Raw genomic sequence first — 25,232 nt, 5'->3', positions numbered from 1 at the left:
TTAGTATTAATATTCCATTCAGAGATTTGATAATGCCTATTCATACAAGCAATTATTCTAATTTTTCCAGCTATAAAAGCTACAATCAATTCGCAGCTATACCTAACACGCTCAATATCGTAAAACTTTCCCAACGTAGAGCTGATACGCTAAAGCCTGTGAAAACGATAAGTTCATTCGCAGAGATCAACAATGTCAAAAAATCTCTCCATCGAGTGAAAATCGAAGCGGCTCAGCTAATACAAAAAAGTTATCGCTCTTATCAACAAAAAAAAGCTGAAAAAGAGCTCAATACAGTAGGTATAAAATCACTCACAAATGCTAAGGCAGGACGTAGCTACTTCTATAATGCACAAACCGAATTAGTCGCAAAAACACCAACTAAGTTTCAACCTGCTGGGAAAGGAACCTACAAACAGTTAGTACGCCAAGATAGTCAATTTGTGCAATTACATATTCATAATGACACGTTTGATATAGATAAAAATAAATACAACCAATTAGCAATGAACCAACTTAGATCGCATCCTTCAATTTGTCCTTCTATTTATGTAAACGATTCGACCATGATTGCCCATAATGGTGGCATTGAAGTAGCGCAATTAATTGAACAAGGGGACAAGATTCCCTTAATTCACTTTAAATCACTCTTAGAAGATTTATGTTCCTTACATAGCGAGGAGATATTCCTGCACGATATTAAACCTGAAAATCTAACCTATAAAGGCAGCCATGTGCATCATATTGATGTGGAAAATCTGGTCGCGGCGGATTATAACGATGGCGAGAATGGTATTGTCTGCACGCCAGAGTACACCACAGCGCATTTAACAAATGCGATTTTAAACGGGGATCCACTCGCAGACCAAAACCACGATAACTACGCCATTTTATTGAGCATGATTGAAGCCACTAGCGGTGACTTCTTCCCAAATGCCCCAGTTGTAAACCCACAACGTATTTTCGGGCTCATGGGTAAGGATCTAATAAGAGCTCAAGGCTGGATACAAGAGCACATCAAGCCTGAGTACCAAGCGACAGCAGGAGCATTACTTAAGTGTCCAGGAACCAATAGCGATTCAACGCCCTTAATCGATATGATTAATTGGAAGTAACCTGTCTCAAACCGCTTGTAACAATCAATGATTGGAGCTCTATTTCCATAGATGGCTCCATAACCACTTTTTATGGTTATGGAGCTAACAACGGTTCTTAGTTCTGTGATGACTTTATGAGCTGAACGTGCAAATAGTACATTCATCAAAGTATGTGTACTATTTCTATCCACTAAATCATCTCTGTGCATAATGGCTTTTAAATCACCTCTTTTGCTGATGCCAATTTAGTTACAATTTCAGCTATAGCGTGAATAAACGCGAGTATTCCCATGCAATTTCATTTGCTTAGTATTAACATTGGGCAATCAATGTCAGCATTTATCGCATTCAAGTTACTAAGGTGAGCTAGTCGCCTTGGTTGAATGCGGCTATATTAGGCAGATTCGTTTTCAATTTCAGCCAGTTGGTTAATCTTAACTGTTTCTCGTCAGTAGAATAAGCACCAATCTGAGCAATTAAAGGACATCCCATGGGACAAGAAACCTCGAAAATCCTCGTCGTCGATGATGATATGCGCCTGCGAGCGTTACTCGAGCGTTACCTGATGGAGCAAGGTTATCAGGTGCGCAGCGCGGCCAATGCCGAGCAGATGGACCGCCTATTAGAACGCGAAAACTTCCATTTACTCGTGCTCGACTTGATGTTGCCCGGTGAAGACGGCCTGTCTATCTGTCGTAGACTGCGCCAGCAAGGTAACCCCATTCCGATCGTGATGCTGACAGCCAAGGGCGATGAAGTCGACCGTATTATTGGTTTAGAGTTGGGTGCTGACGATTATCTGCCAAAACCTTTCAATCCACGGGAATTACTTGCACGGATCAAAGCCGTGATGCGTCGCCAAACCCAAGATGTGCCCGGTGCGCCCGCTCAGCAGGAAGCACAGATTAGCTTCGGTGAGTTCTCGCTAGATTTAGCGACCCGTGAGATGTACCACGGCGACGAATCCATCGCACTCACTAGCGGTGAGTTTGCCGTGCTTAAAGTGCTCGTTACCCATCCACGCGAGCCCTTGTCTCGGGATAAATTGATGAACCTCGCCCGTGGCCGCGATTATTCGGCGCTAGAACGCTCCATCGACGTGCAAGTGTCACGTCTGCGGCGTTTAATCGAAAAAGACCCTGCGAATCCGCGCTACATTCAAACGGTGTGGGGATTAGGTTATGTGTTTGTGCCCGATGGCGCAGCGCGTCGATGAGCCGCGCCGCCATCTTAATCTACTGCGGTTATTGAGCCCACGATGAAACCTAAGTTTTGGTGGCGGTTTGTTCCTCGCAGCGCATTTAGTCAAACCGTGATGCTGATTGGTTGCCTATTACTGATCAATCAGCTGGTGTCTTACGTCACGGTCGCCGTCTATGTACTTAAGCCAAGTTACCAACAAATCAATCAGTTAATCGCTCGCCAAGTCAAATTACTGTTTGTCGACGGCATAGATATTGGCCGCGAACACTTAACCATAGTCGATGCCCTTAATGCCAAAGTCCACGACGATGGCATGAAAATCTACAATCAACAGCAAGCGCATGAAGCGGGTATTGAGCAAGCCACTTACTATGGTTTCTGGTCATCGCAGATGTCGGAATATCTTGGCGGCGATGCTGAAGTCCGCGTCACCCATGGCAGCGTATTACAGATTTGGATCCGTCCACCACAGGCGCCCTCTATTTGGATAAAAGTGCCACTTATCGGCCAAAATGTTTCAGATCTTTCGCCACTCACCCTTTATTTAATGGTGATTGGCGCACTCAGTGTCGCTGGGGGATGGTGGTTTGCTCGCCAGCAAAACCGCCCACTTAGGCGACTACAAAAAGCCGCGATTTCAGTCTCCCGCGGTGAATTTCCCGACCCCTTGCCGCTAAAAGGTTCGAGTGAAATTGTCGAAGTTACCAATGCTTTCAACCAGATGGCACACAGCATGAAGCAACTGGAGCAGGACAGAGCGCTATTGATGGCAGGGATCTCCCACGACTTGCGCACGCCACTCACCCGTATTCGCCTCGCCTCAGAGATGATGGTTGAGGAAGATCAATATCTTAAAGATGGCATAGTCAACGATATCGAAGATATGGACGCCATCATTAGCCAGTTTATTGCGTATATTCGCCAAGATCAGGAAACCAGCCGTGAGCTAGGTCAAATCAATAAACTCATTCAAGATGTCGCTCAAGCAGAAGCCAATCGCGCCGGTGAAATAGAAGTGGTGTTAACTGACTGCCCCGAAGCCCAATTCCAAGCGATTGCCATCAAGCGGGTACTGAGTAACTTAGTCGAAAATGCCTTTCGCTATGGTTCTGGCTGGATCCGCATTAGCTCACAGTTCGATGGCAAGCGTGTCGGTTTTAGCGTTGAAGATAACGGCCCAGGGATCGATGAGTCGCAAATTACCAAATTATTTCAACCCTTTACCCAAGGTGATATCGCCCGTGGTAGTGTTGGTTCGGGCCTAGGCCTCGCCATTATCAAACGGATTATAGATAGACACCAAGGGCAAATTACCCTCTCCAACCGCGCCGAAGGCGGTTTAAAAGCCCAAGTGTGGCTGCCGCTGGAATAACGCGAGATCACATATTTGCAAATCAAATGACAACGCTGACATCCAAGTGAGCACTTGTCATATTAATGTCACCTTAAATTCATAAACTCAGCACAGTTACTGGCTCTGACCATTATGAAGATTGCAAAATGAAAATTTCAACGCTGTCGCTTTCTGCTTCTGCCCTGTTGTTATTGCTCGCGGGATTGCTAGCAGCCGTAGTGCTGTGGAGCAGTGATCAGCGGCAACAAATTGAGCAGCAAACACTCACACTGCAAAGCATACAAGAAGACTTCCTCGTCGGTGTACGCCGCGATCTCGACGGCTACCTCGCGAGCGGCAACGCTAGCCAACTGGAACAAGCGAAAACCAAACTCAGCGCCATTAAGAACCAGCTTACAGAGCTTAATCTCGCTACCATGGGCGCTACCGATAATGACTTGCAAGCAAGTCTCAGCGGCTTCATTCAAGATTTAGATACCAAGTACCGCGCCGCGGGTAAACTCGCTGGCAACCCTAGGCAACTGCTGGCCCACGCCGAATCTGAAATGCTCGACTATAACCGTCGTCTGGGCAGTTATGCCGATAAAGGCTTAGCCACAAATGCGGCGGTCGCCGAACAATATCTGCAATTGAGCCGCGATTTACCTTCTATCGTCTACCAACTTTCCCAACTGACCGATGGTTATCTGATCGGTAAAAATCAGCAGCTCAAGGGTATTTTAGATAGCACCAGCAAAGAGCTAAATACGTGGCACGACTCCCTCAGCGCACTGCCGTTAATCGGCGTATATGAACAGCAAGAAGCAGATGAATTTGCACTCGGTGCCAGCGAACCGGAACAAATTGAAATAGGCGAGAGTGACCGCAGTGAACTGCTCAGTCTCGCCAATCGATACAACAAAGAAGTCGCCAATACCCACCAATTACTGCAAACCAACCAAGAGATGCAAGATCAACTCATTCAAGCGATTAGCAATGTGGAACAACAGCTTATTGGTTTAGGTGAGGCTCAGGCAGCAAAGAACCAGCAGCTGAAATATGAGTTACAGCTAATCCTCTACACCATGGTTTCCATCATGGCCTTGTTTGCGATTGGTTATTTAATCCTGCAGCAAAATCGTGTCGTCAAACCGCTAAAACGTCTCAACCAAGCTTTTATGAAATTAAGCGAATCGAACAGCCGCGAGCGTTTAGATATTAATCGTCGCTGCGAGACGGGCCAAATCGCAGGTCATTTCAACCAGTTACTGCACAGGTTTGAACAGGAAGACGAGGCACAGCGCCAGCAAATCACGAAGGTTTCTCAATCATTAAGCCAACTGGTGGCGCGCATTACTCAGCTATCACAACACACAGAGCACACCCAAACGATTGTGGCCGATACGCAAACACAGACCGAGCATATCCGCAGCCTCGCCAATGAGGTGAGCCACACTTCGGCACTCGTGGAAGACAGCGCAGCCGAAACCATGCGCCAAATGCAGTCGAGTCAAGCACAAGCAGAGGCGGTATTGAGCGCGACCGAGCAAACACAAACCGCGGTCGGTCTGTGCCATTCGTCCCTTGAAAGCCTAAATAACTCAGTGACGGATGTATCGAAAATCATTGATGTGATTGGCAATATTGCCGAGCAAACTAACTTACTCGCCCTTAATGCTGCCATCGAAGCTGCGCGGGCTGGCGAGCAAGGTCGCGGCTTTGCCGTGGTGGCCGATGAAGTGCGTAATTTAAGCCAACGCACCCAAGTGTCTTTGAATGAGATCGTGAAAATTCTGCAACAACTGACCCAATCAAATCATGCCCTCAGTGAGAGTGTCGATGGCATAGCACAGGCCACCAGCAGCCAGAAACTGCGTGCTCAGAGTCTGTGGCAAGTGGCGCAAACAGTGCAAAACCAAGCAAGTGAAATGGCTAATACCGCCAAACAAGGCTCGCTCAATGCCAAAGAGCAAGTCGATTATCTCGATGAATTTGTTCGCACTATGGATAGTTTAAAAGAACAAGCGCAAACCAGTTCACTGCAGAGTGAGGTCATAGCCCAAGAAGTACAGCAGAGTGTAGAAGATATTGAAACCAGCTTGGGGATTGGGCAAAGCCAAATAAACCGTGCGGCCTAAAACCGCACGTTTATTCACTTAATTTCTCTATTTGTGTTTAATCATCGATTCGACAATTGTGGATATTAGAGCCATCGAACTGACATTCGACATCAACCCATTTGCCTTCAAATGGCGTTAATGAAGCATCAGTCGCTTGATAGCCCCACAAGGTCTTTTGCATCACTAAACCCGACAAATCAAGCTCATTGCTTCGCACTTCAAGGTCAACTTCTTTCACTAACCACTGGTTGTCTGCGAGTTCAACACCTTCTATTTGAATCCATTTTTGGTCAAGTGTCGCTAAGGTTAAACCATCATCAAATTGAGTTCTGGTATCAATATCAAATGTAAATCCATTAATTTGTAGCTGATTATTGGTAGTCAGTGTCGCCAGACCTTCTAGCTCGAACTTTTTACCTAAGGCTGGAGGTATCCCGCCATTATCATGTGATGTTTCAAATTCAACTTCTCTGGCCCATAAACCCTGCGGCATAGATTGAATATCTACATCGACTAGCTTGCCTTCAACCAAGTTAGCTTGCTTGCCATCTTCAAATTGAGTATTTGTAGTAACATAGAGTCGAGTACGGGCATTAAGCTCAAACTGCGTCTTATCTTGGTTGACCCAAGTAATAGTCCCTTCTAGCTCCATATCGTTAAAAGACGCCGTATCTTCCACCTCGACTTCAGAGGCCAAAAATGAAGCACCACTTTGCTGGCCTTCCACTTCAACCCATGCGCCTTCCTGTAAGCTGCCTTCTAAACGTGCGTTGGCATAATTAACCACTGCCGAACCGATATTGAATTGTTGCGTGGCCTTGTTTAATCCAGAGACACGTCCCTCGATTTCAGCAAACGCAAAATTGGGGATAAGGTTTATAGAATTAACCTGCCATTCTCCCATTGCCGTTGGATAACCATTTACCGCCACCCAATCGCCTACTTTATACTGGGTCGCGTCCGCTGGTTTAACGACTAAATTAATCCCATTAACGGCAATAGTATTTTGATTAACGGAACTGATTTCACCCACGAGGCTTGGATCTAATATGACATTTTTAGCCTGTTGGCCTTCATTATCAATTTTGACCCTCATCCCCATTTGAATGGCATTAACCTCTAACGGCTGTTGTCCATAGTGAATCTTAGCATTAGCGATATTGACGTTATATCCGTTGACCGTAATCGAATTATTGTCAGAAGCAATATTTGTTACTGTACCGTTAATTTTTGCGGGTAACGTAGGTTGTGGAACGATAGGATCGGGTTTAGAGGTATCTGTTGATGAATCATTACCACCGCAACCTGCCAGCAAAATGGCCGTAATACAGACTAAGAGTTTATTCATTTTCTTCCCTATTATGTCTTGTTAAATCAGTGCTGGGCATCTTAGTATGAAGATCGTCAAGCAAATGTGAAGAAATGAATTAACCGATGAAAGTATTAATTGTTGATGATAATCATGATGTTATTGAAACAATCATGGATTATTTAACCCTAGAGGGTATTATTGCCGACTGTGCATATCACGGGGAAAGTGCAATCAATTTAATTCAACAAAACCATTACGATGTCATCATAATGGATATTATGATGCCCAAATTAGACGGTATTAATACGGTCAAAAAACTGCGTGAAGAAATTTATTGTAATACACCGATTATATTTTTAACCGCCAAAGACAGTTTGCAGGATAAAATTGATTCTTTTACATCAGGTGGGGATGATTTTTTAAATAAACCTTTCGCGATGGAAGAATTATGCTTACGACTACATTCACTGCATAATCGTGGCCCACGTTTAGATGTGGGTATTTTGCGCTTCAGTGATATCAGTTTAAATTTACAAACCCATCAAGTTACCCGTGCTGGTAAAGAAATTAAGCTCAGTAAAATTCAGCGCACCATTCTTTCACTGTTACTAAAACATGCGCCCGCTATCGTGAGTAAAGAGCAATTGGTAGATACAGTATGGGGAGATGATGCTCCTTCGAGTGACTCACTTCGCAGCCACATATACAGCTTACGCAGTGCACTCGATAAAGGTTTTTCAGACTCAAAATTAGAGACTATCCATGGCCAAGGTTACCGACTTATCCCCTGAGTATTTTCCGAGTTTATATAAAAAAATCCGCCTCACTTTTTTAGTATTAACTAGCTTGATGTTTGCCATTTTTTGGAGCCTCATTTATATCGCCGAAGAACAAATTGAGAAGATTAGCCTCGAGCAAACGCTGGCCACAGAGACTCGCGAATATCTAAAGAATTATCAAAGGTTTGGTGATAAAGCACAGCTCCCCGATATCAATGAATTGAAAACATATTGGAGCAAAGAGTTTGTACCAGCTTGGCTGCAACCTTATCAAAATACCGGATTTTACGAACATCAACTGGGTGACGAAGATAAACACTTTTTAATATCCGCTCATCCTTCTGGGCAAGGGCTGTTGTATGTGGTTTATAAGGATGACGCGGACGATTTCCTTGATAGCTATGAAGATAGAATGCACATTTTGATCTCTATTATGGGGATCGGTTTGCTCCTGTTTATCATGGCGTATGGATTGTATTTTGTACGTCTGCTATCCAGTCCACTTGCTGAGATTGAAAATAAAATCAATCAACTATCACCAAAAAGACCGACATCAACACCGAGTACTTCATACCGTGAAACCCGCCAGATTGAGCAAACCCTATTAAGCAACAAAGCTAAAATTGCCGCCTACTTCACTCGGGAACAAGAATTTAGCCGTTTTGCCTCCCATGAACTACGCACGCCCATTATGGTGATCCAAGGTTCGGTAGAATTGCTCAAAAAAATCCCCAATGCGACAACCGAGGCTCAACAATTAATGGTCAAAAAAGCCATTACACGTATTGATTACGCAGGGCATCAAATGAAAACGCTCACCGAGGCCTTTTTACTTCTCGGAAAAGAAGACATTGAATCCCAGCACTACAGCCAAATTGATTTAGCACCACGCCTTGAACACATTTTAGCTGAAATGGCGCAGCATTTTGCCAAGCAAGAAATCACCTACAGCTTAACGCTTAAAGATTGCTTGAGCATCAAGGCGCCACTGAGCTTTATTGACATAGTGATAGGTAATTTAATTAAAAATGCTTTCAATTACAGTGCCGGAAACATTGAAATTACGATGCAAAGCAACCAATTATGGATACTGAATCCACTAAGCACTCAAAGTACTGATACATCAGGCTATGGCTGCGGATTAATTATTATTGAACGTATTTGCGAGCGAATGGGCTGGGCATTTTCAACCCAAAACGATGGTGCTAGCTATCAGGCTTATGTTCAGTTTATAGATAATGCCCATTAACTGAAGTTAGCTTGGATAAATGACCTCGTTTTAGCAAATTCTGAGTTGCAAACCCAATCTTCACAACCGCTTCACGCTTGTCTTGGCACTATGCTCGCAACACTGTAATAGCCATTGAGGCTGAGTTACATAAAACCATAGAAAGGACAAACAGATGAATAAAATGACTCTTACCGTTTTCGCAATGGCACTTTCATTCACGACTATGACCAGCCAAGCAGGCTTTCAACCTACAACGGGTGAACCTCAAATACAGGGTGGCTTCCAAGGGCCGAGCGCAAGACAAGTGATTCATGATGTGGTAAGCGCGCTCAATGCCAGTGATGACGCCCAAATTGAGTTAACGGGCCATATCATTTCTTCCATTGGACACGATGATTATATTTTCCGTGACGCTACGGGTGATATTAAGGTCGAAATTGATGATGATTTATGGCGCGGCAACACAGTAACACCTGAGACTCAGGTCATTATTCGTGGTGAAGTGGATAAAGATTGGTCTGAAGTGACCATAGATGCAGACAACATTCAAATCATACAATAAATTGATTTAGTTAAAGCCAGCCAATGAATGGCTGGCTTTGGTCACATCCAAACTTCATATCTTAAATACGCTTAGATAGCAGCCAAAACAACTTCAGCTTTACTGGCTTCAAAAGCCTTTGGCTCTTCTACATTCAGTAGAGTCACTACACCGTTATCGATGATCATGGCATAACGTTGTGAACGCACGCCACCAAAACCGGCAGTATCCATCTCCAAACCTAAGGCTTTAGTAAAGCTGGCATCGCCATCGGCTAACATCATTAATTCAGAGGCATTTTGTGCTTCGCCCCACGCTTTCATCACAAAGGCATCGTTCACAGCAACACAGGCAATCAAATCCACGCCTTTCGCTTTAAATTGATCGGCTAATACCACATAGCCAGGTAAATGCGCTTCAGAACACGTTGGAGTAAAAGCACCTGGCACTGCAAACAATACGACTTTTTTACCCGCGAACAATTCGGTAACTTGGTGATTCACCATGCCATCTTTAGTCAGTTGACCTAATGTGGCAGCAGGTAATGTTTGACCTTGAGCAATCATGTCTTTCTCCATTTAGTTAAAATAACTCATCCATACTAGCCCTATTTACCGCAGATAAACACCGAGAGAAATAAGGGCGATTAGGCTCGAGTTCGATTCAACCGCAGCCCCGCACACAAACTAAGACATAACAAACCTAATACTGAGAAGGCGCCGCCACTTTCCTCAACAACGATAATGTCGGGCTCTCTGTCTCGATCGCTACTCTCCAATGGCAGCGCATACAAACTATCGGTCTCATCGGCGCTAATGGTCGCAACAATATCGCTGTAACCCACTTCATACACATCAATCAACACATCATAGTGATCCGTCGCATAACCCGTGTAGAGCGTGGTCAACACTTCGTAATCGTCCTGTGTCGAATCGCCGTAAATGGTAAATACGTCTGTGGTGTAGTAATGCACCCAAGGGCCACCATCACGACTGAGATAAAGCTCGGCAAATAAATCAGCTCTTTCATTAAGATATGCACCATTGACATCAACATCGAAGGTCACGCTAAACGTTTGATAAAACCCATCGTAGTCAAAGTCTTCAAACAAACGACTGCTGGCATCAAAAATCGAAAAGCTGTGATACACAGGTGCGCGGTAGGGATCTTCACTGGTCGCGCTCGAACTCGGAATCCCTTGGCTCGCATGTTTCGCAGTTACTTGCTCACGCGTCATAGGCGAGGCGCCCATAAGTTGCACTCGGTTTGTCGTCGGCGCTTTGGATGATAAGGCTGCTGGCGCCAAGGATTTCACGGCCGCAGCGGCGACTTCAGTGACATTTTTTGCGGGCGCGGCTTGTTGTAACAAAGCTAAAGCTTGTTGTTCCTGCTCAGCAGCTTGCTCGCTATTTTCTGCTTTTTTGGCAATACCAACGCTGGCTGCAGTAAATGGCGTTAAGCTTTGCGATGACTCCAGTTCGCGGGGCTGAGCGCTAGCGACAGATGACGCTAAAAACAGCGCAGCAATAGCCGTTGCCATAAACAGCTTAATATTAACTGTGGCTGCCATATCTTGCTTATTGAGTATGTTCATCTTGAATATCCTATGGATAACCCGTTCAAATTGGAGCTATTAAAGTGCAATGAAGGTGAACATAAGCTGAACATCAACGCCCACTGTTCTCAGCCAGAAGATACGTTCAGCCCGAGTTCATCTGGAATGGGTAACACTCACAAAACTTAAACGATACAAGCGCGAGCATAGAGATAGACTCGCCAACAGAACTTCAGTTCTGTCACGAATAACAAAATAACTGCCAGAGTTAATTTTGAAGGAATTGTGCCAACCAATTGGCTGATCTCTATGTGTTTGTTAAGGTGATGAGGTATTCTTAGTCGACTCGATAAGTTATCCATCTCACTCATTAACTTAAGATCGCTGAACATTGCGGGTACCCGATATGAAACTTGGTTTGACCTTGGCCCTAATCACTTGCTTATCAGCCTCCTTTGGTTGCATAGCAGGTAATGATAGACATGATGATCGCAATCAGCCTCGTAACCAAGGTGCGAAGAATGAGCAGCGCCGTCTAGCGGTCAATAGCCCTGATCAAGCGGTGGCAATGGCGCAACGACAATTTCAAGGCAAAGTATTGAGCGTACAATCCAGCGGATCGGGATATCGTATTAAAATCCTCAATAATGATGGCCAAGTATTTTCTGTTTCAGTAGATGCCGCAACGGGCCGAGTCTCGAGGAACTAACGATGCGATTGTTACTAGTTGAAGATGATATAGAACTACAGACTAACTTAAAGCAACATCTGCTCGATGCCCATTACAGTATCGATGTGGCGAGTGATGGTGAAGAAGGCTTATTTCAAGCGCTCGAATACAACTATGATGCAGCAATTATCGATGTCGGCTTGCCTAAACTCGATGGTATCGCCTTGATCCGTAGCGTGCGTGAACAAAAACGCGACTTTCCTATCCTGATTTTAACCGCAAGGGACAGTTGGCAAGATAAGGTTGAAGGACTCGACGCCGGTGCCGACGACTATCTGACGAAACCTTTCCATCCCCAAGAACTCATCGCACGACTAAAAGCCCTGATCCGTCGCTCTGCCGGTAAGGCCAGCCCCCTGATCTACAACGGCCCCTTTAGCCTTAACACCAGCAGTCTAGAAGTACGTAAAGGCGAAGAACTGGTTAATCTCAGTGGTTCTGAATACAAGCTATTCGAATTTTTTATGTTGCATCAAGGCGAAGTCAAATCAAAAACTGTACTCACAGAGCATATTTACGATCAGGATTTTGATTTAGATTCTAACGTCATCGAAGTCTTTATCCGCCGGTTACGCAAAAAACTCGACCCAGATAATCAATACAACTTAATTGAAACTCTGCGCGGCCAAGGTTATCGCCTAAAAGCGTTAACGTCCGGGCAAGCAGCCGATGAGTAAACGCGCCATGGCGTGGCAAGTGTTGAACTCCCTAAAAGCACGCTTAGTTGCCAGCGCGCTATTATTTATCTTAGTGTTATTACCTTTGATCGGCGTTGCCTTAAACGATGCCTTTACTGAACAAGTTAAAAGCGCAACCAAGAATGAACTCAGTGCCTATGTCTATTCGATTCTCGCGGTGACTGAAGTCGAAAACAAACAAATCTCCATCCCAGAGTTAGTGTTAGAGAATCGTTTTAACCTCATTCAATCAGGGCTGTATGCCATTGCAACCACTGAAGACGCCAGCGGCAAACAAGATATAGTGTGGCATTCGCAATCTTTTATGGGGATTACGCCACCGCCACATTTTACCATCCCAGCCACGGGTCAAAGCGCATTTGAGCAAATTGAGCTCGCCGATCAACTCCATTTGATTTATAGCTTTAGTGTCAGTTTTGCCAGCCAAAATCAAAACGTGCCAGTGACAATCCACATCATTAAAGATGAGCGAGAATTTCAGCAGCAAATTGATCAGTTTAATCAACAGCTTTGGACTTGGCTGCTGATCTTAATGTTAGTCATGTTAGTGTTTCAATTGAGTTGGTTACTGTGGACGTTGCGGCCTTTAGCACGCTTTACCCAAGAGCTACATTCCGTCGAGCAAGGTAAGTCGATGCAGCTAAGTAGCCAGTACCCCACTGAATTACAAGCGGTTGCTCGGCAGCTTAATATTTTGCTCAATACCGAACAAACCCAACGAAAACGCTATCGTAATGCCTTGGCCGACCTAGCCCATAGCCTCAAAACACCACTGGCGGTGATCAAGAGTCAGGCCGACTTAAGCGAATCCTCCAGTGAGCAAGTATCAGTGATCAGCAGGATCATTGGCCACCAGCTAAAACGCGCCCAAACCGCAGCGGCGGCCTCGTGGCATTTAGGTATTCGTGTCGATGAAGTCGCCGCTAAGTTATTACGCACATTAGCTAAAATTTATCGAGAGCCACAAATCAATCTCAGCGGCGAGATGGTAGAACACGCAGTATTCAAGGGGGATGAAGCAGATCTGACTGAAATTCTAGGCAATTTACTCGACAACGCCTGTAAAGCCGCGAAGTCTACGGTGACATTAACGGTCACAGGCGATGCCTATCAACTGCTAATCTGTATCGAAGATGATGGCCCAGGGATCAGTGAAGCCCTGCAAAATCAAATCTTTGAACGTGGTATTCGCGCAGACTCCTACCTTCAAGGTAATGGTATTGGGCTTGCTATCGTGCGCGATTTAGTCGACAGCTATAACGGCAGAATTTCTATCTCTCGCTCAGAAACCTTAGGTGGTGCCAAATTTAGCATCAGCTTTGCACACTCAGTTTAAGTCTTTATTTTCAATGTAATAGATTTATTACTTCTCTTAAAACTTGGCTATAAATATTTAACCGCAAAACACTTTCAGCTTATGTTCATATTCACACGCCTAATATGCCCATAACATCCTCGAACAGGATTATTGGAGCAAACCATGAACAGACTACATCGATGGAATTGGCTAGTGTTAACGGCGGCATTAGTGGCCTTGCCTTTCACTACCACAGCACAGGCTGCAGGCATATCTGCGAGCCAAGGATCGAGCACAGCGGCAAGCCAAGCCGAACTCGAACAAATGCTGGCGCCTATTGCCCTGTATCCCGATAGCTTATTGACCCACATACTTATTGCCTCAACTTATCCACTCGAAATAGTGCAGGCACAGCGTTGGTTAACCCAGCGCCCCAAATCATCGATCGACCAAATTATGTCGCAAGCCGAAGATCAGGACTGGGACCCGAGCGTCAAAGCCTTGCTGGCCTTCCCGACGCTGCTGCAAAAAATGAGTGAAGATCTCGAATGGACTCAAAGACTCGGTGAAGCCTTCTTAGAAGATGAAGGCCAAGTGATGAACAGCATTCAGTCCCTAAGACAACAGGCTGATAAAGCGAATAGCTTAGCAGACATGGATAACATGGCAATTACACGCGCCAACAATCAGATCATCATAGAACCCGCTAAGCGAGAAATCGTCTACGTCCCCTATTACGATCCACGCGTGGTTTACGGCACATGGCGTTGGGGTGTGGCTTATCCTCCTGTATATTGGGAATTTGGCGGCTATGCTGGCTATCCCTATCGTCCGAGTCATAACCATTTCTACTGGTCACCGGGCATCCATATTTCCTTTAACTACTTCTTCAGTTCGTTCCACTGGCACAACCATAAAGTGGTGGTGATCGACTATCGCCATTCACACCGATATCGCCCACGGGAAAGATACAGTGTTAGCCATGGCGCACAACCTTGGAAACATAAACCCGAACATAGACGCGGTGTGAGTTATCACAATCCAGTGGTGAAACAACGCTATTACCATGATGATAAATATCGCGGCAGAGATTCACACTCAAGCGGCAGTAAACAGCACTTCAATAGCCAATATTCGAAGTCTAAAGAACTCCAAGATACCCATAGTAATCTGGGTAATATGAGTAATCAGGGCAATAAAAGTCGTGATAATAAAGACTATCACAACGTCAGCCGTGAACGTGATAACCGCACGCCGAGTTATCAGAAAACACAAGCCGAGTTAAAGGAGCGTCGCGCAGCGACTATGGTACAAACACCAACCCACAAGGAGCGTAATGACATGCAATCAAGACCCGTGCAGTCAAAGCCAATGTCATCAAAGGAGCCTCAGCAAAGGCAATACCAAACTCGGGAGTCACAGCCGCGTAATATCGATCAACAAAGGGCACAGTCACAAAGGCAAGAAAAACCAAGAACTATGACCCCAAGAGTTGAAACGCCACGACCTGAAACAAGACGTACAGAGCCACAACGGATTGAACAACCAAGACAAGCGGCGCCTAGACAACACGAAGAAGTGAGAGTGAGACAAAGTGAGCCACGCCAAAATGCGCAAACCGCTCGCTCGGTAGAACATAACCAAGGTCGATCAACTCAAAGCCAAGAACGCCGTCATAGGGAATAACAAGATATAAACTGAAAACGAGTGCCCAGAAGACTCACCCTCTTACTGGGCATTTTTATGGATTATTTATCTGTAACATCACCTCACAAAGGCAACTTCCTCCAGAGTTAATATCCTAAATATATCTCATATTCCAAAATGAACTACAAATAACAATTTTAATAACCAAATTTGTAGATATAGTCAGAGTGCGAGTCAAACTGGCTTCATCCGGTCGTCATTTGGCTCTCTTATAAACTCACATCTTGGAGGATGAAATATGGCAACCTTATTAATTGTGCCAGGGTTTGGTGGTAGCGGCCCTTTACATTGGCAAAGTTGGATTGCACAAAAATATGAATCAGCTATATGGGTCAATGACTTACCACTATTGGAGCCTAAGATTCATATCTGGGCCAATGCCATTTGCCGCGCAATCGATCAAATCGAAGGTGAAATCATCATCCTTGCCCACAGTTTTGGCTGTTTAGCGACAAGCCTTGCCATCGCTCATCATCCACAGCGGGTAGCAGCAGCTATTTTAGTCGCGCCAGCATCACCAGCACGATTTTCTGAGAATGGACACATTCTGCCTGAACACGATGGCACTCAAACGATCAAACACTTGTTGCCAAAACATCCCTTAGGTGTCACTGGGCTTGTCATTGCCAGTGAAAACGATCCTTGGATGCCCTTTAATCAAGCTGCAAAACTGGCAAAGAAATTTGGATTCCCAACAATCAACTTAGGGTTAAGTGGCCACATTAATGTCGATTCCGGACATGGACAGTGGCCCCTCATTGATGTGCTTATTGGTAATCTTATCTATCAAATAGAAAGTACAACTCGGATCCAGTCTAACGATCTCGCAAACTCAAACACACAAAAGACACACTTATTACATAAAAGAATATCAAATCGCAAAATGTAACTTTTTAGTTATCGATATTTGATTATAATTCCAATTACGTTGTCAAAAACCACTTACATGAGGACTGATATGGCAACCAAAGAAGATCTACAAACCGTGATCCCCGTGCTCGTCAATAGTTTAGAAAAACTACTGGGTAGAATTGAGTTTGGGACAGTGGAATTAACCTTTCACCATGGGAAATTAGTGCAATTAGAAAAGAAAGAAAAAATTCGTTTAGACCAAGTTACGCCGTCAAAATAAAAACGAAATTTACCACCCAATCAACACAGTTAGGCCACATCGCTGACCGGTCAACCGGAAGCCTTATTAAATAATATGAGGATTTCGGTATGAATATTTTATCTCACCTACAAAAAGCAACACTCACCTTAGTTTTGGCCTCGGCTAGTTTTCTCGCACTCGCTGAAGATACGCTATTGAATGTTTCCTATGATCCAACCCGTGAATTCTATCGGGAATATAACCAACTCTTCAGCCAATATTGGCAAAAACAAGGCCATAAAGCCCCAACCATACGTCAATCTCACGGTGGCTCAGGCTCGCAAGCTCGCTCAGTTATTGATGGATTAGAAGCGGATGTTGTCACTCTGGCACTGGCCTATGACGTTGATGCATTAAGGCAAAAAGCGGATTTAATTCCTGAAAATTGGCAAAGTCGCCTACCACACAATAGCTCGCCCTATACCTCGACCATAGTGCTATTGGTTCGCAAGGGAAATCCCAAAAATATCCATGACTGGAATGACTTAGTTCGTGAAGGTGTAGAAGTCATTACCCCAAATCCTAAGACTTCAGGTGGGGCGCGCTGGAACTATCTCGCCGCTTGGGGTTATGCACTGAAGCAATACGGCTCAGAAGAAAAAGCGTTAGAGTTTGTCACTCAGATTTATAAAAACGTACCAGTGCTGGACTCTGGCGCCCGTGGCGCAACCAATACCTTTGTACAGCGTAACATTGGCGATGTGTTCATCGCTTGGGAAAATGAAGCCATATTATCAGTTGAGCAGTTAGGAAAAGGTGAATTTGAAATCATTGTTCCAAGTGTCAGCATTCTTGCCGAGCCACCAGTGACAGTGGTAGATAAAAATGTCGATCGCAAAGGGACACGTAAGTTAGCAGAAGCTTACTTAGCACATCTCTATACTGATGAAGCACAACACTTAGCTGCAAAACACTTTTATCGCCCGACAAACCCAGACATTGCGTTGCAATACAAAGACAAGTTTCCACAACTGACGCTCTTTACCATTGATGAGGTTTTTGGTGGCTGGAACAAAGCACAAAAAACGCATTTTAATGATGGTGGTCAATTCGATTCTATTTTAACCAAGATTAGCAAGTAATCTTTTACGCGGTTTCATTAATACGAAACCGCCCATTGGTTTCACTTATCTCGCAACGGAATAATGATATGAGCAAGGTTGTCATAAAATCTGTGCTACCTGGATTTGGTATTACCTTAGGCTTCTCAGTTTTATATTTAAGTTTGCTATTTCTTATTCCTGTAGCCGGATTAGTTCTGTTTACGCTGCAAATGAGTTGGGCTGACTTTTGGGTCGCAATTAGTCATCCTCAGGTTGTAGCCTCATACAAGCTGTCATTTACGGCGTCTTTTATTGGCGCCAGCATTAATGCCATTTTTGGGACTCTCGTCGCTTGGGTGTTAGTACGTTATCAATTTTTTGGTAAAAAAGTCGTCGATGCTTTAGTCGATCTGCCTTTTGCCTTACCGACGGCTGTCGCAGGCATCGCGCTCGTAACGCTTTATTCGACTACCGGATGGGTAGGCCAATATTTACATTTATGGGGTATTAAAGTCGCCTACAGTCAAATTGGGGTTGTGATCGCCTTAACTTACATTGGTTTACCCTTTGTCGTGCGAACAGTACAACCGGTTTTAGCAGACTTTTCAAAGGAACTTGAAGAAGCCTCAGCATCCCTCGGGGCTAATCGATTAACCACCATAAGAAGAGTGATCCTACCTGCGATATTACCTGCATTATTAACGGGTTACGCCTTAGCCTTTGCGCGTGCTGTGGGCGAATATGGTTCCGTCATTTTTATCTCGGGCAATTTGCCCTATCGCACCGAAATTACTCCACTACTGATAGTGGCAAAAGCTGAGCAATATGACTATAACGGCGCTGCGGCTATCGGGGTGGTCATGCTCGCAGCAGCTTTCCTCTTATTGTTATTAATTAATAGCCTACAGTGGTGGGCGAGTAAAAGAGGTTAAGTCTATGGGCCAAATATTGACTGTAAATCATCACGCTACCACTGAGGCACCTTGGATAAAGTGGAGTTTAATCGGGATCGCATTAAGCTTTCTCGCACTGTTTCTGGTTTTGCCATTAGCGGTTGTGCTCTACGGCGCATTCGAAGCGGGTCTCAAGGTCTGGTGGCAAGCCGTGACCGATCCCGATGCGCTCGCTTCCATTCGCCTCACCTTGTTAGTGTTAATTATTGTTGTGCCCACCAATGCTATTTTTGGTGTCGCCATCGCTTGGGCCATTGCTAAATTTGAGTTTAGAGGCAAAACCATACTGATCTCGATAATCGATATGCCCTTCGCTATTTCACCCGTCGTGGTCGGGCTGATTTTTGTGATCCTCTTTGGTGCTCAAGGCTGGTTTGGGCCTTGGCTTGCTGCCCATGATTTAAAAGTGATTTTTGCCGTTCCGGGCATAGTCATTGTCATCATGTTCGGCACTTTGCCCTTTATTGCCCGCGAACTCATCCCACTGATGCAGCAACAGGGCAAAGATGAAGAAGAAGCCTCACTCACCTTAGGTGCCAGTGGTTTAAAGACCTTTTGGTACGTCACATTGCCGAACATTAAGTGGGGCTTACTCTATGGAGTGATCCTATGTAATGCCCGTGCTATGGGTGAGTTTGGTGCGGTAGCTGTGGTCTCTGGGCGCATTCGCGGTGAGACCAATACTATGCCGCTACACATAGAAGTGCTTTATAACGAATACATGTTTACGGCCGCGTTTGCCGTGTCATCCCTGCTTACAGGTTTAGCACTGGTCACTATCGTGCTGAAAAGCCTTGTGGAGTGGAAAGATGAGCGCAAACATCAAATTAACTAAACGCAACGTCCTTGGGAACAGAGCATTATGAGCATACACATTCAACAAGTTAATAAGCGTTTTAGTGATTTTGTTGCCGTTGACTCGGTCAATTTAGAGATCAAAACCGGAGAGCTGACGGCCCTTTTAGGTCCATCCGGCTCAGGCAAAACAACGTTACTCAGGATTATTGCCGGACTCGAACAGGCCGACAGTGGCATAGTCAGATTTAATGGCGAAGACATCACCACACAGCATGTGAGTGAACGCGGTGTCGGTTTTGTATTCCAGCATTACGCCCTGTTTAAACATATGACTGTATTCGAAAATGTCGCCTATGGACTCACAGTCCGACCACGAAACACACGGCCGAGTAAGTCAGAAATTGCCGATAAGGTGCATTCATTACTCAAACTCGTCCAATTAGATTGGACTGCTAATCGCTATCCATCACAACTTTCAGGCGGTCAAAGGCAACGCATCGCACTCGCCCGTGCGCTTGCGGTCGAACCTAAAGTGCTACTGTTAGACGAACCCTTTGGCGCGCTCGATGCAAAAGTCCGCGCAGAATTACGCCGCTGGTTAAGACGCTTACACGATGAGATTAATGTCACTACCGTATTTGTGACCCATGATCAGGAAGAAGCACTCGAAGTCGCAGACAAAATCGTGGTGATGAATCAAGGTCGTATCGAGCAGCAAGGTACGCCAGAAGAAGTCTATGACAATCCAAGCAATCCTTTTGTGTACGAGTTTCTTGGCAATGTGAACCTATTTCATGCCCGGGTAAAACAAGGGCATAGCACTATAGGCAATATCCACATTTCCTCACCAGAGCACACTATTAGCGAAGAGCAACAAGGCTTAGCCTATGTGCGCCCACACGAAATCGAAGTACTGACACAACCAACTGAAAATGCCCTTAAAGTCAGTTTAGACTTAGTAACCATAGTTGGCCCAGCAGTAAGATTAGAAGTCCTAACTGAGCTAGATAACCAACTGATCCATGTTGAATTATCTAAAGTGCAATTTAAACAACTTGGCATAAACAAAGGTGATAGCGCTTGGATCCAGCCGCGCTATACCAAAGTCTTTTTAGGGGAAGGTATTTAGCCACTCACCGCCCTAATCAATAGATCAGAACTTCAAGGTCAAGGACTGACCTTCACCCATTCCCTGCCACTCAACACTCAAATCCATAATCTCATTGAGAATATGATCAAAATCTGTTTGGTTAACAGTAGGAACGGCTAAGTCTCGACTGCTACAGGCTTGCTCTAACAGATAAATAAAGCCGTCATAGGTTGGCGTTTCACCCGACCACAGTAGCGACTGCAGGGTCTCAACTATGGATTCGGTTTGCCACACCTCCGTTTTATCAGCGATGGCGCGGGAGGTTTCATTATGCTCTAAGGTAAAGCTGATATCGGCGCCAGCTCTGATCTGCGAGAAGAAAGCGCCTTGAATATGCAGGCGTTTTTCAACCACATAGTGGATCATATCGTGAGGTGCTATACCTTGTTCTGGCATTTGGGTTTGGGTCGCACTACCGTCCATGCGCACACAGCGCAACTGGCCATAACGCTGAGTACCTTTAGTGAAGATGACTTGCATAAAACCATCCTTAGTATTTTGATTAACGCATGCATAATGCGAACTCAAGTATAGTCCAACTCTGCGCCAGCATTAGAAAAACAACAACACTCTGCCGTTATAAATTACGCTGGATAAAGCGGAAACACTCTTCTGCCGCTAAGGGTTTACTAAAGTAAAACCCTTGCACTAAGTCGCACCCCATACTCGACAATAATACCAATTGCGCCTCGTTTTCAACCCCTTCAGCGACCACAGTTAACCCCAATTCATGGGACATAGAAATAGTTGCAGCGCTAATGGCTGCATCATTCGAGTCGGTCTCAATATCCTTCACAAAGGATCGGTCGAGCTTTAACCTGTCTAAGGGCAAGAGTTTCAAATAGGATAAAGAGGAATATCCTGTACCAAAATCATCGATGGCGAGTTCGATACCATGTTGACGTAATTCCGCTAATAGGCGCGCATTCTGCTCAGGATATTGCATCGCCACACTCTCGGTGATCTCCAGCTCCAGCGCTCCTTTGCCCAACTTATGCTTCACCAGCACATTGGTAATATCGGCGACTATCGTATCCTTACGGAGTTGATGTGCCGACAGATTCACTGCCATTCGCAACTCAGTGGCACCCGCAGCGCGCCAAACAGCAAGCTGCGCCATCGCCGTTTCTAACACCCATTGGCCAATTGGGATGATCATGTCGATCTCTTCGGCAATGGGAATAAAACGGTCAGGCGCTATCATGCCAAATTCGGGATGCTGCCAGCGCACAAGCGCTTCGACACTGACCACTTGCCCGCTTCTAATATCAATTTGTGGCTGATAATGCAGTCGTAATTCGTCGTTTGCTAACACTTGCCTCAGGCCAGTTTCAATATGCTGGCGCTCAGTGATCAAAGTGTTCATTGCCGCAGTAAAGAATTGATAGTTATTGCGTCCAGCCGCTTTTGCGCGGTACATGGCCATATCGGCATTTTTCATCAAGGCTTCAACACTGTCACCATCATTGGGGAATAAACTGATCCCTATACTTGGCGATGAATGTAATGCTTGATTATTAATCACATAGGTTTGACTCAAACCACTGCGCAGCGCCTCGGCTAAACTGGCCACTTCATCATGGTTCGTATCGGACAAGGCAACCACAAACTCATCGCCCCCCAAACGCGCCACAGTATCATTATCACCAACGATGTATTTCAAACGTCGGGCCACCTCTAGCAACAGTTGATCGCCCACATGATGGCCCAAGGTATCGTTGATATTTTTAAAGTGGTCCATGTCGATGAACATTACCGCTATTTGGCTGTGGGATACCAGAGCATCCTTAAACACCACTTCGAGGCGCGACTGCAAGCTCAGTCGATTAGGCAATAAGGTCAAAGAGTCATGATGGGCAAGGAAATGAATGCGTTCCTCACTGACTTTACGCTCACTGATATCGGTAAAGCTGCCAATATAGTGACTCACGGCACCAGAATCATCCCGCACCACAGACATCATCAACCATTTCGGGAAATCGTAGCCTTGTTTATGCCTATCCCAGACTTCACCTTGCCAGAAACCCGTTTGTTCGAGGGCAGCACGGACTTGAGAATCGATACTTTTATCCGTTCGTTCAGCCTCTATAAAACGGCAGTTTTTACCAATAATGTCCTCTCGGGAATAACCCGTGATCTGAGAAAATGCGCTATTCACATCCACAATAATATCGTTGGCATCCATAATCGTGATGCCTTCACCACTCTGCTGAAATACTTGCGCCAAGAGATTTACCCGCGCAACGGTACGCTCCTGCTCAGTAATATCTTCGACAATAAACAAAATTAGCTGTTCACCATTAGCACCAGTAACTAAAGCCCCGTTGAGGCGCACCGCCACTAATTGGCCATTTTTATGTAAATAATGCTTCTGATAGGGGCCGTAACGGCGCGTCTGCTTTAAGCGCTCTAATTGCTCAGTTTCACTTAATTGATAACGCTTTGGGGTAAGATCCCAAGGATCAAGTTGATTAAGCTCATCGAGTGAATAACCCGTAATCGCTTGAAAGGCGGGGTTAATCGCCACAAATTGACCATCATCTAAACGTTTAAGCACATGCCCCACAGGGGCCTTATCAAATAGGTTTCGATATTTTTGCTCACTTTCAACCAAGGTAGCTTGAAAAGCCTGACGGCGGGCAATTTCCTTCGACAATGCCATGGTTTTTTCTGTCACTTTTTCGGCAATACGTTGGCGCTCGCCGGAGGAAACCAGTGTCATGCCGCCCACGACCGCACAAGTGATAAAGGCGAGCAGCAGCATCAGTAGCGATAAGCTAAAAGTATCGCCCATCAGCACCGCATAGGATTGATAAATCACTATATGCCAATGACGATCCGCTAACATCAGGTTTGCCTGAAAATACTGCCCAGTTTTATCGCTGAAGAGCTTGCTGCTAAATTCGGGGAACGATTTTCGAGTATTGCTATAAAGTAAGGTACCGCCCGCACTCATATCTGTCAGTTGCCACTGCAACCCTTTTACACTATCAACATCATCAATAATGCCTTGCAAATCAATTACGGCTGAACAGAACCCTGAGATCTTACCCAATCGGTCAAAAGCAGGAGCAATGAGTAAAGTACCACCAGGACCATTGGGATCTTGTGCTAATTGAATCTTGGCCGTCATCACGGGTGCTAACGTCGCACGCACTTTTGCGATGGCTGCGGCTCGCGTCGGCTCACTATTGAGATCTAATCCCAAGGCCGCTTCGTTACCTATCTGCGGCTGAATATACATCACAGGGACTAGCCAACCATCAGTATTCGCCTGCCAGCCTTCGGGACGAGTCACTTTGTAGGAACCACCAACCACAGAACGAATGGATGCCTCAAAACTTTGCTGATCGGCTGCCGCCACAAGCGGTGACCAAGACCAAGCTCTAAAGCCATCCTTCATCAACATATTGCGTTTGCCAAACTGTACAAACTCATCTTCAGAAACCTGCTCGCTATTATCGAACAAGCTTGCTAAGGCAACAATTTGTTGGAGGTTCGCATCTTGAAAACTTTCAATATTGCTAATAATCGCATTAGATTGAACCAGAAACTTATCCTGTAACTGTTGGCGCTGATTCATATCTGAGTAGTAATAAATCCCCACGCAAAATAAAAAGCCCACCAGCAGAGGCACACCCGTCTGAATGCGGCGAGAACGCCAAATAACTCGCTTATCAAATAGCAACATAGTCAGAGGGATAAAAATCACGGCACCGAGCAAATCCCCAGTCCACCAATTTATTAAACTACCCAGTAAATCGGACTGTGGAATCGTACCGTTAATCACTAAGGAGAAATTGCCAAAAACAGTCGCTACTGTACAAGTTAAAGCTAAACTCAAGCAGGATTTAATGACGGCGTTAGGATTATCTAGGGTGAATAAATGATCGACTCGCCCAAGAACATAGGCAGAAAGCACTGCCTGTATAGATGAGCCAATTGAAATCGCAAAGGGCAACCACCCCCAATGGATATGTCCGCTGATGTTGAGATTAATCAACAAAGAACCAATGAACACGCCAATCCAAGGCGCATATTCCTTCCATAAAACACAAGCGGCAATGGCAATACCTGCGGCAGGCCAAATTGCAGCAGAATATCCAGGCGGCAAAGCAATCATCAAACCAATTTCACCTACAATAACGTAAGCTAAGGCGATGAAAATGTTTACCTTAAGGTATGGGATAAATGACTTTATGTGTAGTCCTTCATGATGACGCACTTCAAGAATTGAGAAGCATCATGCCCTACTCACAGGCTCAATCTCAAGCACATATCAGGGGCGAGATAAGTTCACAGTTTAATAATCGGTTTATCTAATGTAAATAGCGTAAATGACTGACACAATCACTCATTTAACGTGATGTTTTTATTTGAGATGCCGATCTCAAATGCACTTAATCACACAGCCAAACTTGGCGAGCCCAATCTTGCGACAAACAAGCTAACCCATCAAGACAACTATCGGCAACATTAGCCCCGCCATAGAAGTTAAGCTTAGTCTTTTTGCGGGTAAAGCTAACATGTTT

General features: G+C 45.1%; 22 protein-coding genes. 17 read left to right on the top strand and 5 right to left on the bottom strand.

Annotation, left to right across the window (positions count from 1 at the left end; all coding sequences use genetic code 11):
- Window positions 1-32: 32 nt before the first annotated feature.
- From HUB64_RS21700 to HUB64_RS21685, 4 genes are all read left to right on the top strand, one after another.
- Window positions 33-1,115 (top strand): hypothetical protein, encoded by a 1,083-nt coding sequence (locus tag HUB64_RS21700; protein ID WP_173497855.1) that lies wholly within the window; start codon window positions 33-35, stop codon window positions 1,113-1,115.
- A 472-nt stretch (window positions 1,116-1,587) separates the two neighbouring features.
- Entirely contained in the window at window positions 1,588-2,313 is a 726-nt protein-coding gene (gene ompR, locus HUB64_RS21695; RefSeq protein ID WP_006079507.1) for a two-component system response regulator OmpR, read from the top strand.
- Window positions 2,314-2,355: 42 nt separating this feature from the next.
- Window positions 2,356-3,672: a two-component system sensor histidine kinase EnvZ gene (gene envZ / locus HUB64_RS21690; RefSeq protein ID WP_173497854.1), complete on the top strand. Its 1,317-nt coding sequence runs from the start codon at window positions 2,356-2,358 to the stop codon at window positions 3,670-3,672.
- A 128-nt stretch (window positions 3,673-3,800) separates the two neighbouring features.
- Window positions 3,801-5,771: a methyl-accepting chemotaxis protein gene (locus HUB64_RS21685; RefSeq protein ID WP_173497853.1), complete on the top strand. Its 1,971-nt coding sequence runs from the start codon at window positions 3,801-3,803 to the stop codon at window positions 5,769-5,771.
- A 37-nt stretch (window positions 5,772-5,808) separates the two neighbouring features.
- Here the strand turns inward: HUB64_RS21685 and HUB64_RS21680 are convergent, their stop codons facing one another.
- Window positions 5,809-7,101: a DUF5666 domain-containing protein gene (locus tag HUB64_RS21680; protein ID WP_173497852.1), complete on the bottom strand. Its 1,293-nt coding sequence runs from the start codon at window positions 7,099-7,101 to the stop codon at window positions 5,809-5,811.
- An 86-nt stretch (window positions 7,102-7,187) separates the two neighbouring features.
- On the opposite strand from HUB64_RS21680, the gene HUB64_RS21675 reads away from it, so the two are divergent.
- The 3 genes from HUB64_RS21675 to HUB64_RS21665 all read left to right on the top strand — a co-directional run bounded on the left by HUB64_RS21675 (window position 7,188) and on the right by HUB64_RS21665 (window position 9,637).
- Window positions 7,188-7,856, top strand: a complete 669-nt coding sequence (locus tag HUB64_RS21675) for a response regulator transcription factor (RefSeq protein ID WP_131525518.1) — start codon at window positions 7,188-7,190, stop codon at window positions 7,854-7,856.
- A complete protein-coding gene (locus HUB64_RS21670) occupies window positions 7,828-9,093 on the top strand; it encodes a HAMP domain-containing sensor histidine kinase (RefSeq protein ID WP_105250667.1) in 1,266 nt (421 codons plus the stop codon). Before HUB64_RS21675 ends, HUB64_RS21670 begins: the two co-directional genes overlap by 29 nt.
- A 154-nt stretch (window positions 9,094-9,247) precedes the next feature.
- On the top strand, window positions 9,248-9,637 hold the full coding sequence (locus HUB64_RS21665; RefSeq protein WP_173497851.1) for a YgiW/YdeI family stress tolerance OB fold protein: 390 nt from the start codon (window positions 9,248-9,250) through the stop codon (window positions 9,635-9,637).
- Window positions 9,638-9,708: 71 nt separating this feature from the next.
- On the opposite strand, the gene HUB64_RS21660 is transcribed toward HUB64_RS21665, so the two are convergent.
- Together HUB64_RS21660 and HUB64_RS21655 are read right to left on the bottom strand one after the other, a co-directional pair.
- Window positions 9,709-10,182: a peroxiredoxin gene (locus HUB64_RS21660; RefSeq protein WP_113940228.1), complete on the bottom strand. Its 474-nt coding sequence runs from the start codon at window positions 10,180-10,182 to the stop codon at window positions 9,709-9,711.
- 80 nt (window positions 10,183-10,262) lie between these two features.
- Window positions 10,263-11,210 carry a choice-of-anchor H family protein gene (locus tag HUB64_RS21655; protein ID WP_173497850.1) on the bottom strand — a complete coding sequence of 316 codons (948 nt, stop codon included), beginning with the start codon at window positions 11,208-11,210 and terminating at the stop codon, window positions 10,263-10,265.
- 367 nt (window positions 11,211-11,577) lie between these two features.
- Between HUB64_RS21655 and HUB64_RS21650 the strand changes: the two genes are divergently transcribed.
- From HUB64_RS21650 to HUB64_RS21605, 10 genes are all read left to right on the top strand, one after another.
- Complete coding sequence (locus tag HUB64_RS21650) at window positions 11,578-11,880, top strand: PepSY domain-containing protein (RefSeq protein ID WP_105250671.1); 303 nt, start codon at window positions 11,578-11,580, stop codon at window positions 11,878-11,880.
- Window positions 11,881-11,882: 2 nt separating this feature from the next.
- Window positions 11,883-12,578, top strand: a complete 696-nt coding sequence (locus HUB64_RS21645; RefSeq protein WP_105250672.1) for a response regulator transcription factor — start codon at window positions 11,883-11,885, stop codon at window positions 12,576-12,578.
- The gene (locus HUB64_RS21640; protein ID WP_173497849.1) at window positions 12,571-13,935 is read left to right on the top strand and encodes an ATP-binding protein; all 1,365 of its coding nucleotides are present in this window, start codon (window positions 12,571-12,573) and stop codon (window positions 13,933-13,935) included. The genes HUB64_RS21645 and HUB64_RS21640 overlap by 8 nt, the downstream gene beginning before the upstream one ends.
- A 144-nt stretch (window positions 13,936-14,079) precedes the next feature.
- Complete coding sequence (locus HUB64_RS21635; protein WP_173497848.1) at window positions 14,080-15,582, top strand: DUF3300 domain-containing protein; 1,503 nt, start codon at window positions 14,080-14,082, stop codon at window positions 15,580-15,582.
- 259 nt (window positions 15,583-15,841) lie between these two features.
- Window positions 15,842-16,492 (top strand): alpha/beta hydrolase, encoded by a 651-nt coding sequence (locus tag HUB64_RS21630; RefSeq protein WP_173497847.1) that lies wholly within the window; start codon window positions 15,842-15,844, stop codon window positions 16,490-16,492.
- A gap of 69 nt (window positions 16,493-16,561) precedes the next feature.
- Entirely contained in the window at window positions 16,562-16,735 is a 174-nt protein-coding gene (locus HUB64_RS21625; RefSeq protein ID WP_105250676.1) for a YezD family protein, read from the top strand.
- 89 nt (window positions 16,736-16,824) lie between these two features.
- Window positions 16,825-17,838 carry a sulfate ABC transporter substrate-binding protein gene (locus HUB64_RS21620; RefSeq protein ID WP_173248321.1) on the top strand — a complete coding sequence of 338 codons (1,014 nt, stop codon included), beginning with the start codon at window positions 16,825-16,827 and terminating at the stop codon, window positions 17,836-17,838.
- A 68-nt stretch (window positions 17,839-17,906) separates the two neighbouring features.
- Window positions 17,907-18,731, top strand: coding sequence for a sulfate ABC transporter permease subunit CysT (cysT, locus tag HUB64_RS21615; protein ID WP_173497846.1), 825 nt, complete (start codon window positions 17,907-17,909; stop codon window positions 18,729-18,731).
- 4 nt (window positions 18,732-18,735) lie between these two features.
- A complete protein-coding gene (gene cysW / locus HUB64_RS21610) occupies window positions 18,736-19,587 on the top strand; it encodes a sulfate ABC transporter permease subunit CysW (RefSeq protein ID WP_173497845.1) in 852 nt (283 codons plus the stop codon).
- A 27-nt stretch (window positions 19,588-19,614) separates the two neighbouring features.
- Entirely contained in the window at window positions 19,615-20,679 is a 1,065-nt protein-coding gene (locus tag HUB64_RS21605) for a sulfate/molybdate ABC transporter ATP-binding protein (RefSeq protein WP_173497844.1), read from the top strand.
- Between the two features lie 24 nt (window positions 20,680-20,703).
- Here HUB64_RS21605 and HUB64_RS21600 read toward each other — a convergent pair whose 3' ends face one another.
- Window positions 20,704-21,180, bottom strand: a complete 477-nt coding sequence (locus HUB64_RS21600; RefSeq protein ID WP_113940220.1) for a cytoplasmic protein — start codon at window positions 21,178-21,180, stop codon at window positions 20,704-20,706.
- A gap of 97 nt (window positions 21,181-21,277) precedes the next feature.
- A complete protein-coding gene (locus HUB64_RS21595; RefSeq protein WP_173497843.1) occupies window positions 21,278-24,925 on the bottom strand; it encodes an EAL domain-containing protein in 3,648 nt (1,215 codons plus the stop codon).
- Window positions 24,926-25,232 lie beyond the last annotated feature (307 nt).

Source organism: Shewanella sp. ISTPL2 (assembly GCF_013283205.1).
GTDB lineage: Bacteria > Pseudomonadota > Gammaproteobacteria > Enterobacterales > Shewanellaceae > Shewanella > Shewanella oncorhynchi.
Note: the sequence above shows the minus strand (reverse complement) of the source record. Positions and strands in the feature narration are given on the sequence as shown.

Excerpts from the sequence above, each read along its gene's own strand:
- HUB64_RS21700 (WP_173497855.1), top strand. The coding sequence starts at position 33 with ATGCCTATTCATACAAGCAATTATTCTAATTTTTCCAGCTATAAAAGC.
- ompR (WP_006079507.1), top strand. The coding sequence starts at position 1,588 with ATGGGACAAGAAACCTCGAAAATCCTCGTCGTCGATGATGATATGCGC.
- envZ (WP_173497854.1), top strand. The coding sequence starts at position 2,356 with ATGAAACCTAAGTTTTGGTGGCGGTTTGTTCCTCGCAGCGCATTTAGT.
- HUB64_RS21685 (WP_173497853.1), top strand. The coding sequence starts at position 3,801 with ATGAAAATTTCAACGCTGTCGCTTTCTGCTTCTGCCCTGTTGTTATTG.
- HUB64_RS21680 (WP_173497852.1), bottom strand. The coding sequence starts at position 7,101 with ATGAATAAACTCTTAGTCTGTATTACGGCCATTTTGCTGGCAGGTTGC.
- HUB64_RS21675 (WP_131525518.1), top strand. The coding sequence starts at position 7,188 with ATGAAAGTATTAATTGTTGATGATAATCATGATGTTATTGAAACAATC.
- HUB64_RS21670 (WP_105250667.1), top strand. The coding sequence starts at position 7,828 with ATGGCCAAGGTTACCGACTTATCCCCTGAGTATTTTCCGAGTTTATAT.
- HUB64_RS21665 (WP_173497851.1), top strand. The coding sequence starts at position 9,248 with ATGAATAAAATGACTCTTACCGTTTTCGCAATGGCACTTTCATTCACG.
- HUB64_RS21660 (WP_113940228.1), bottom strand. The coding sequence starts at position 10,182 with ATGATTGCTCAAGGTCAAACATTACCTGCTGCCACATTAGGTCAACTG.
- HUB64_RS21655 (WP_173497850.1), bottom strand. The coding sequence starts at position 11,210 with ATGAACATACTCAATAAGCAAGATATGGCAGCCACAGTTAATATTAAG.
- HUB64_RS21650 (WP_105250671.1), top strand. The coding sequence starts at position 11,578 with ATGAAACTTGGTTTGACCTTGGCCCTAATCACTTGCTTATCAGCCTCC.
- HUB64_RS21645 (WP_105250672.1), top strand. The coding sequence starts at position 11,883 with ATGCGATTGTTACTAGTTGAAGATGATATAGAACTACAGACTAACTTA.
- HUB64_RS21640 (WP_173497849.1), top strand. The coding sequence starts at position 12,571 with ATGAGTAAACGCGCCATGGCGTGGCAAGTGTTGAACTCCCTAAAAGCA.
- HUB64_RS21635 (WP_173497848.1), top strand. The coding sequence starts at position 14,080 with ATGAACAGACTACATCGATGGAATTGGCTAGTGTTAACGGCGGCATTA.
- HUB64_RS21630 (WP_173497847.1), top strand. The coding sequence starts at position 15,842 with ATGGCAACCTTATTAATTGTGCCAGGGTTTGGTGGTAGCGGCCCTTTA.
- HUB64_RS21625 (WP_105250676.1), top strand. The coding sequence starts at position 16,562 with ATGGCAACCAAAGAAGATCTACAAACCGTGATCCCCGTGCTCGTCAAT.
- HUB64_RS21620 (WP_173248321.1), top strand. The coding sequence starts at position 16,825 with ATGAATATTTTATCTCACCTACAAAAAGCAACACTCACCTTAGTTTTG.
- cysT (WP_173497846.1), top strand. The coding sequence starts at position 17,907 with ATGAGCAAGGTTGTCATAAAATCTGTGCTACCTGGATTTGGTATTACC.
- cysW (WP_173497845.1), top strand. The coding sequence starts at position 18,736 with ATGGGCCAAATATTGACTGTAAATCATCACGCTACCACTGAGGCACCT.
- HUB64_RS21605 (WP_173497844.1), top strand. The coding sequence starts at position 19,615 with ATGAGCATACACATTCAACAAGTTAATAAGCGTTTTAGTGATTTTGTT.
- HUB64_RS21600 (WP_113940220.1), bottom strand. The coding sequence starts at position 21,180 with ATGCAAGTCATCTTCACTAAAGGTACTCAGCGTTATGGCCAGTTGCGC.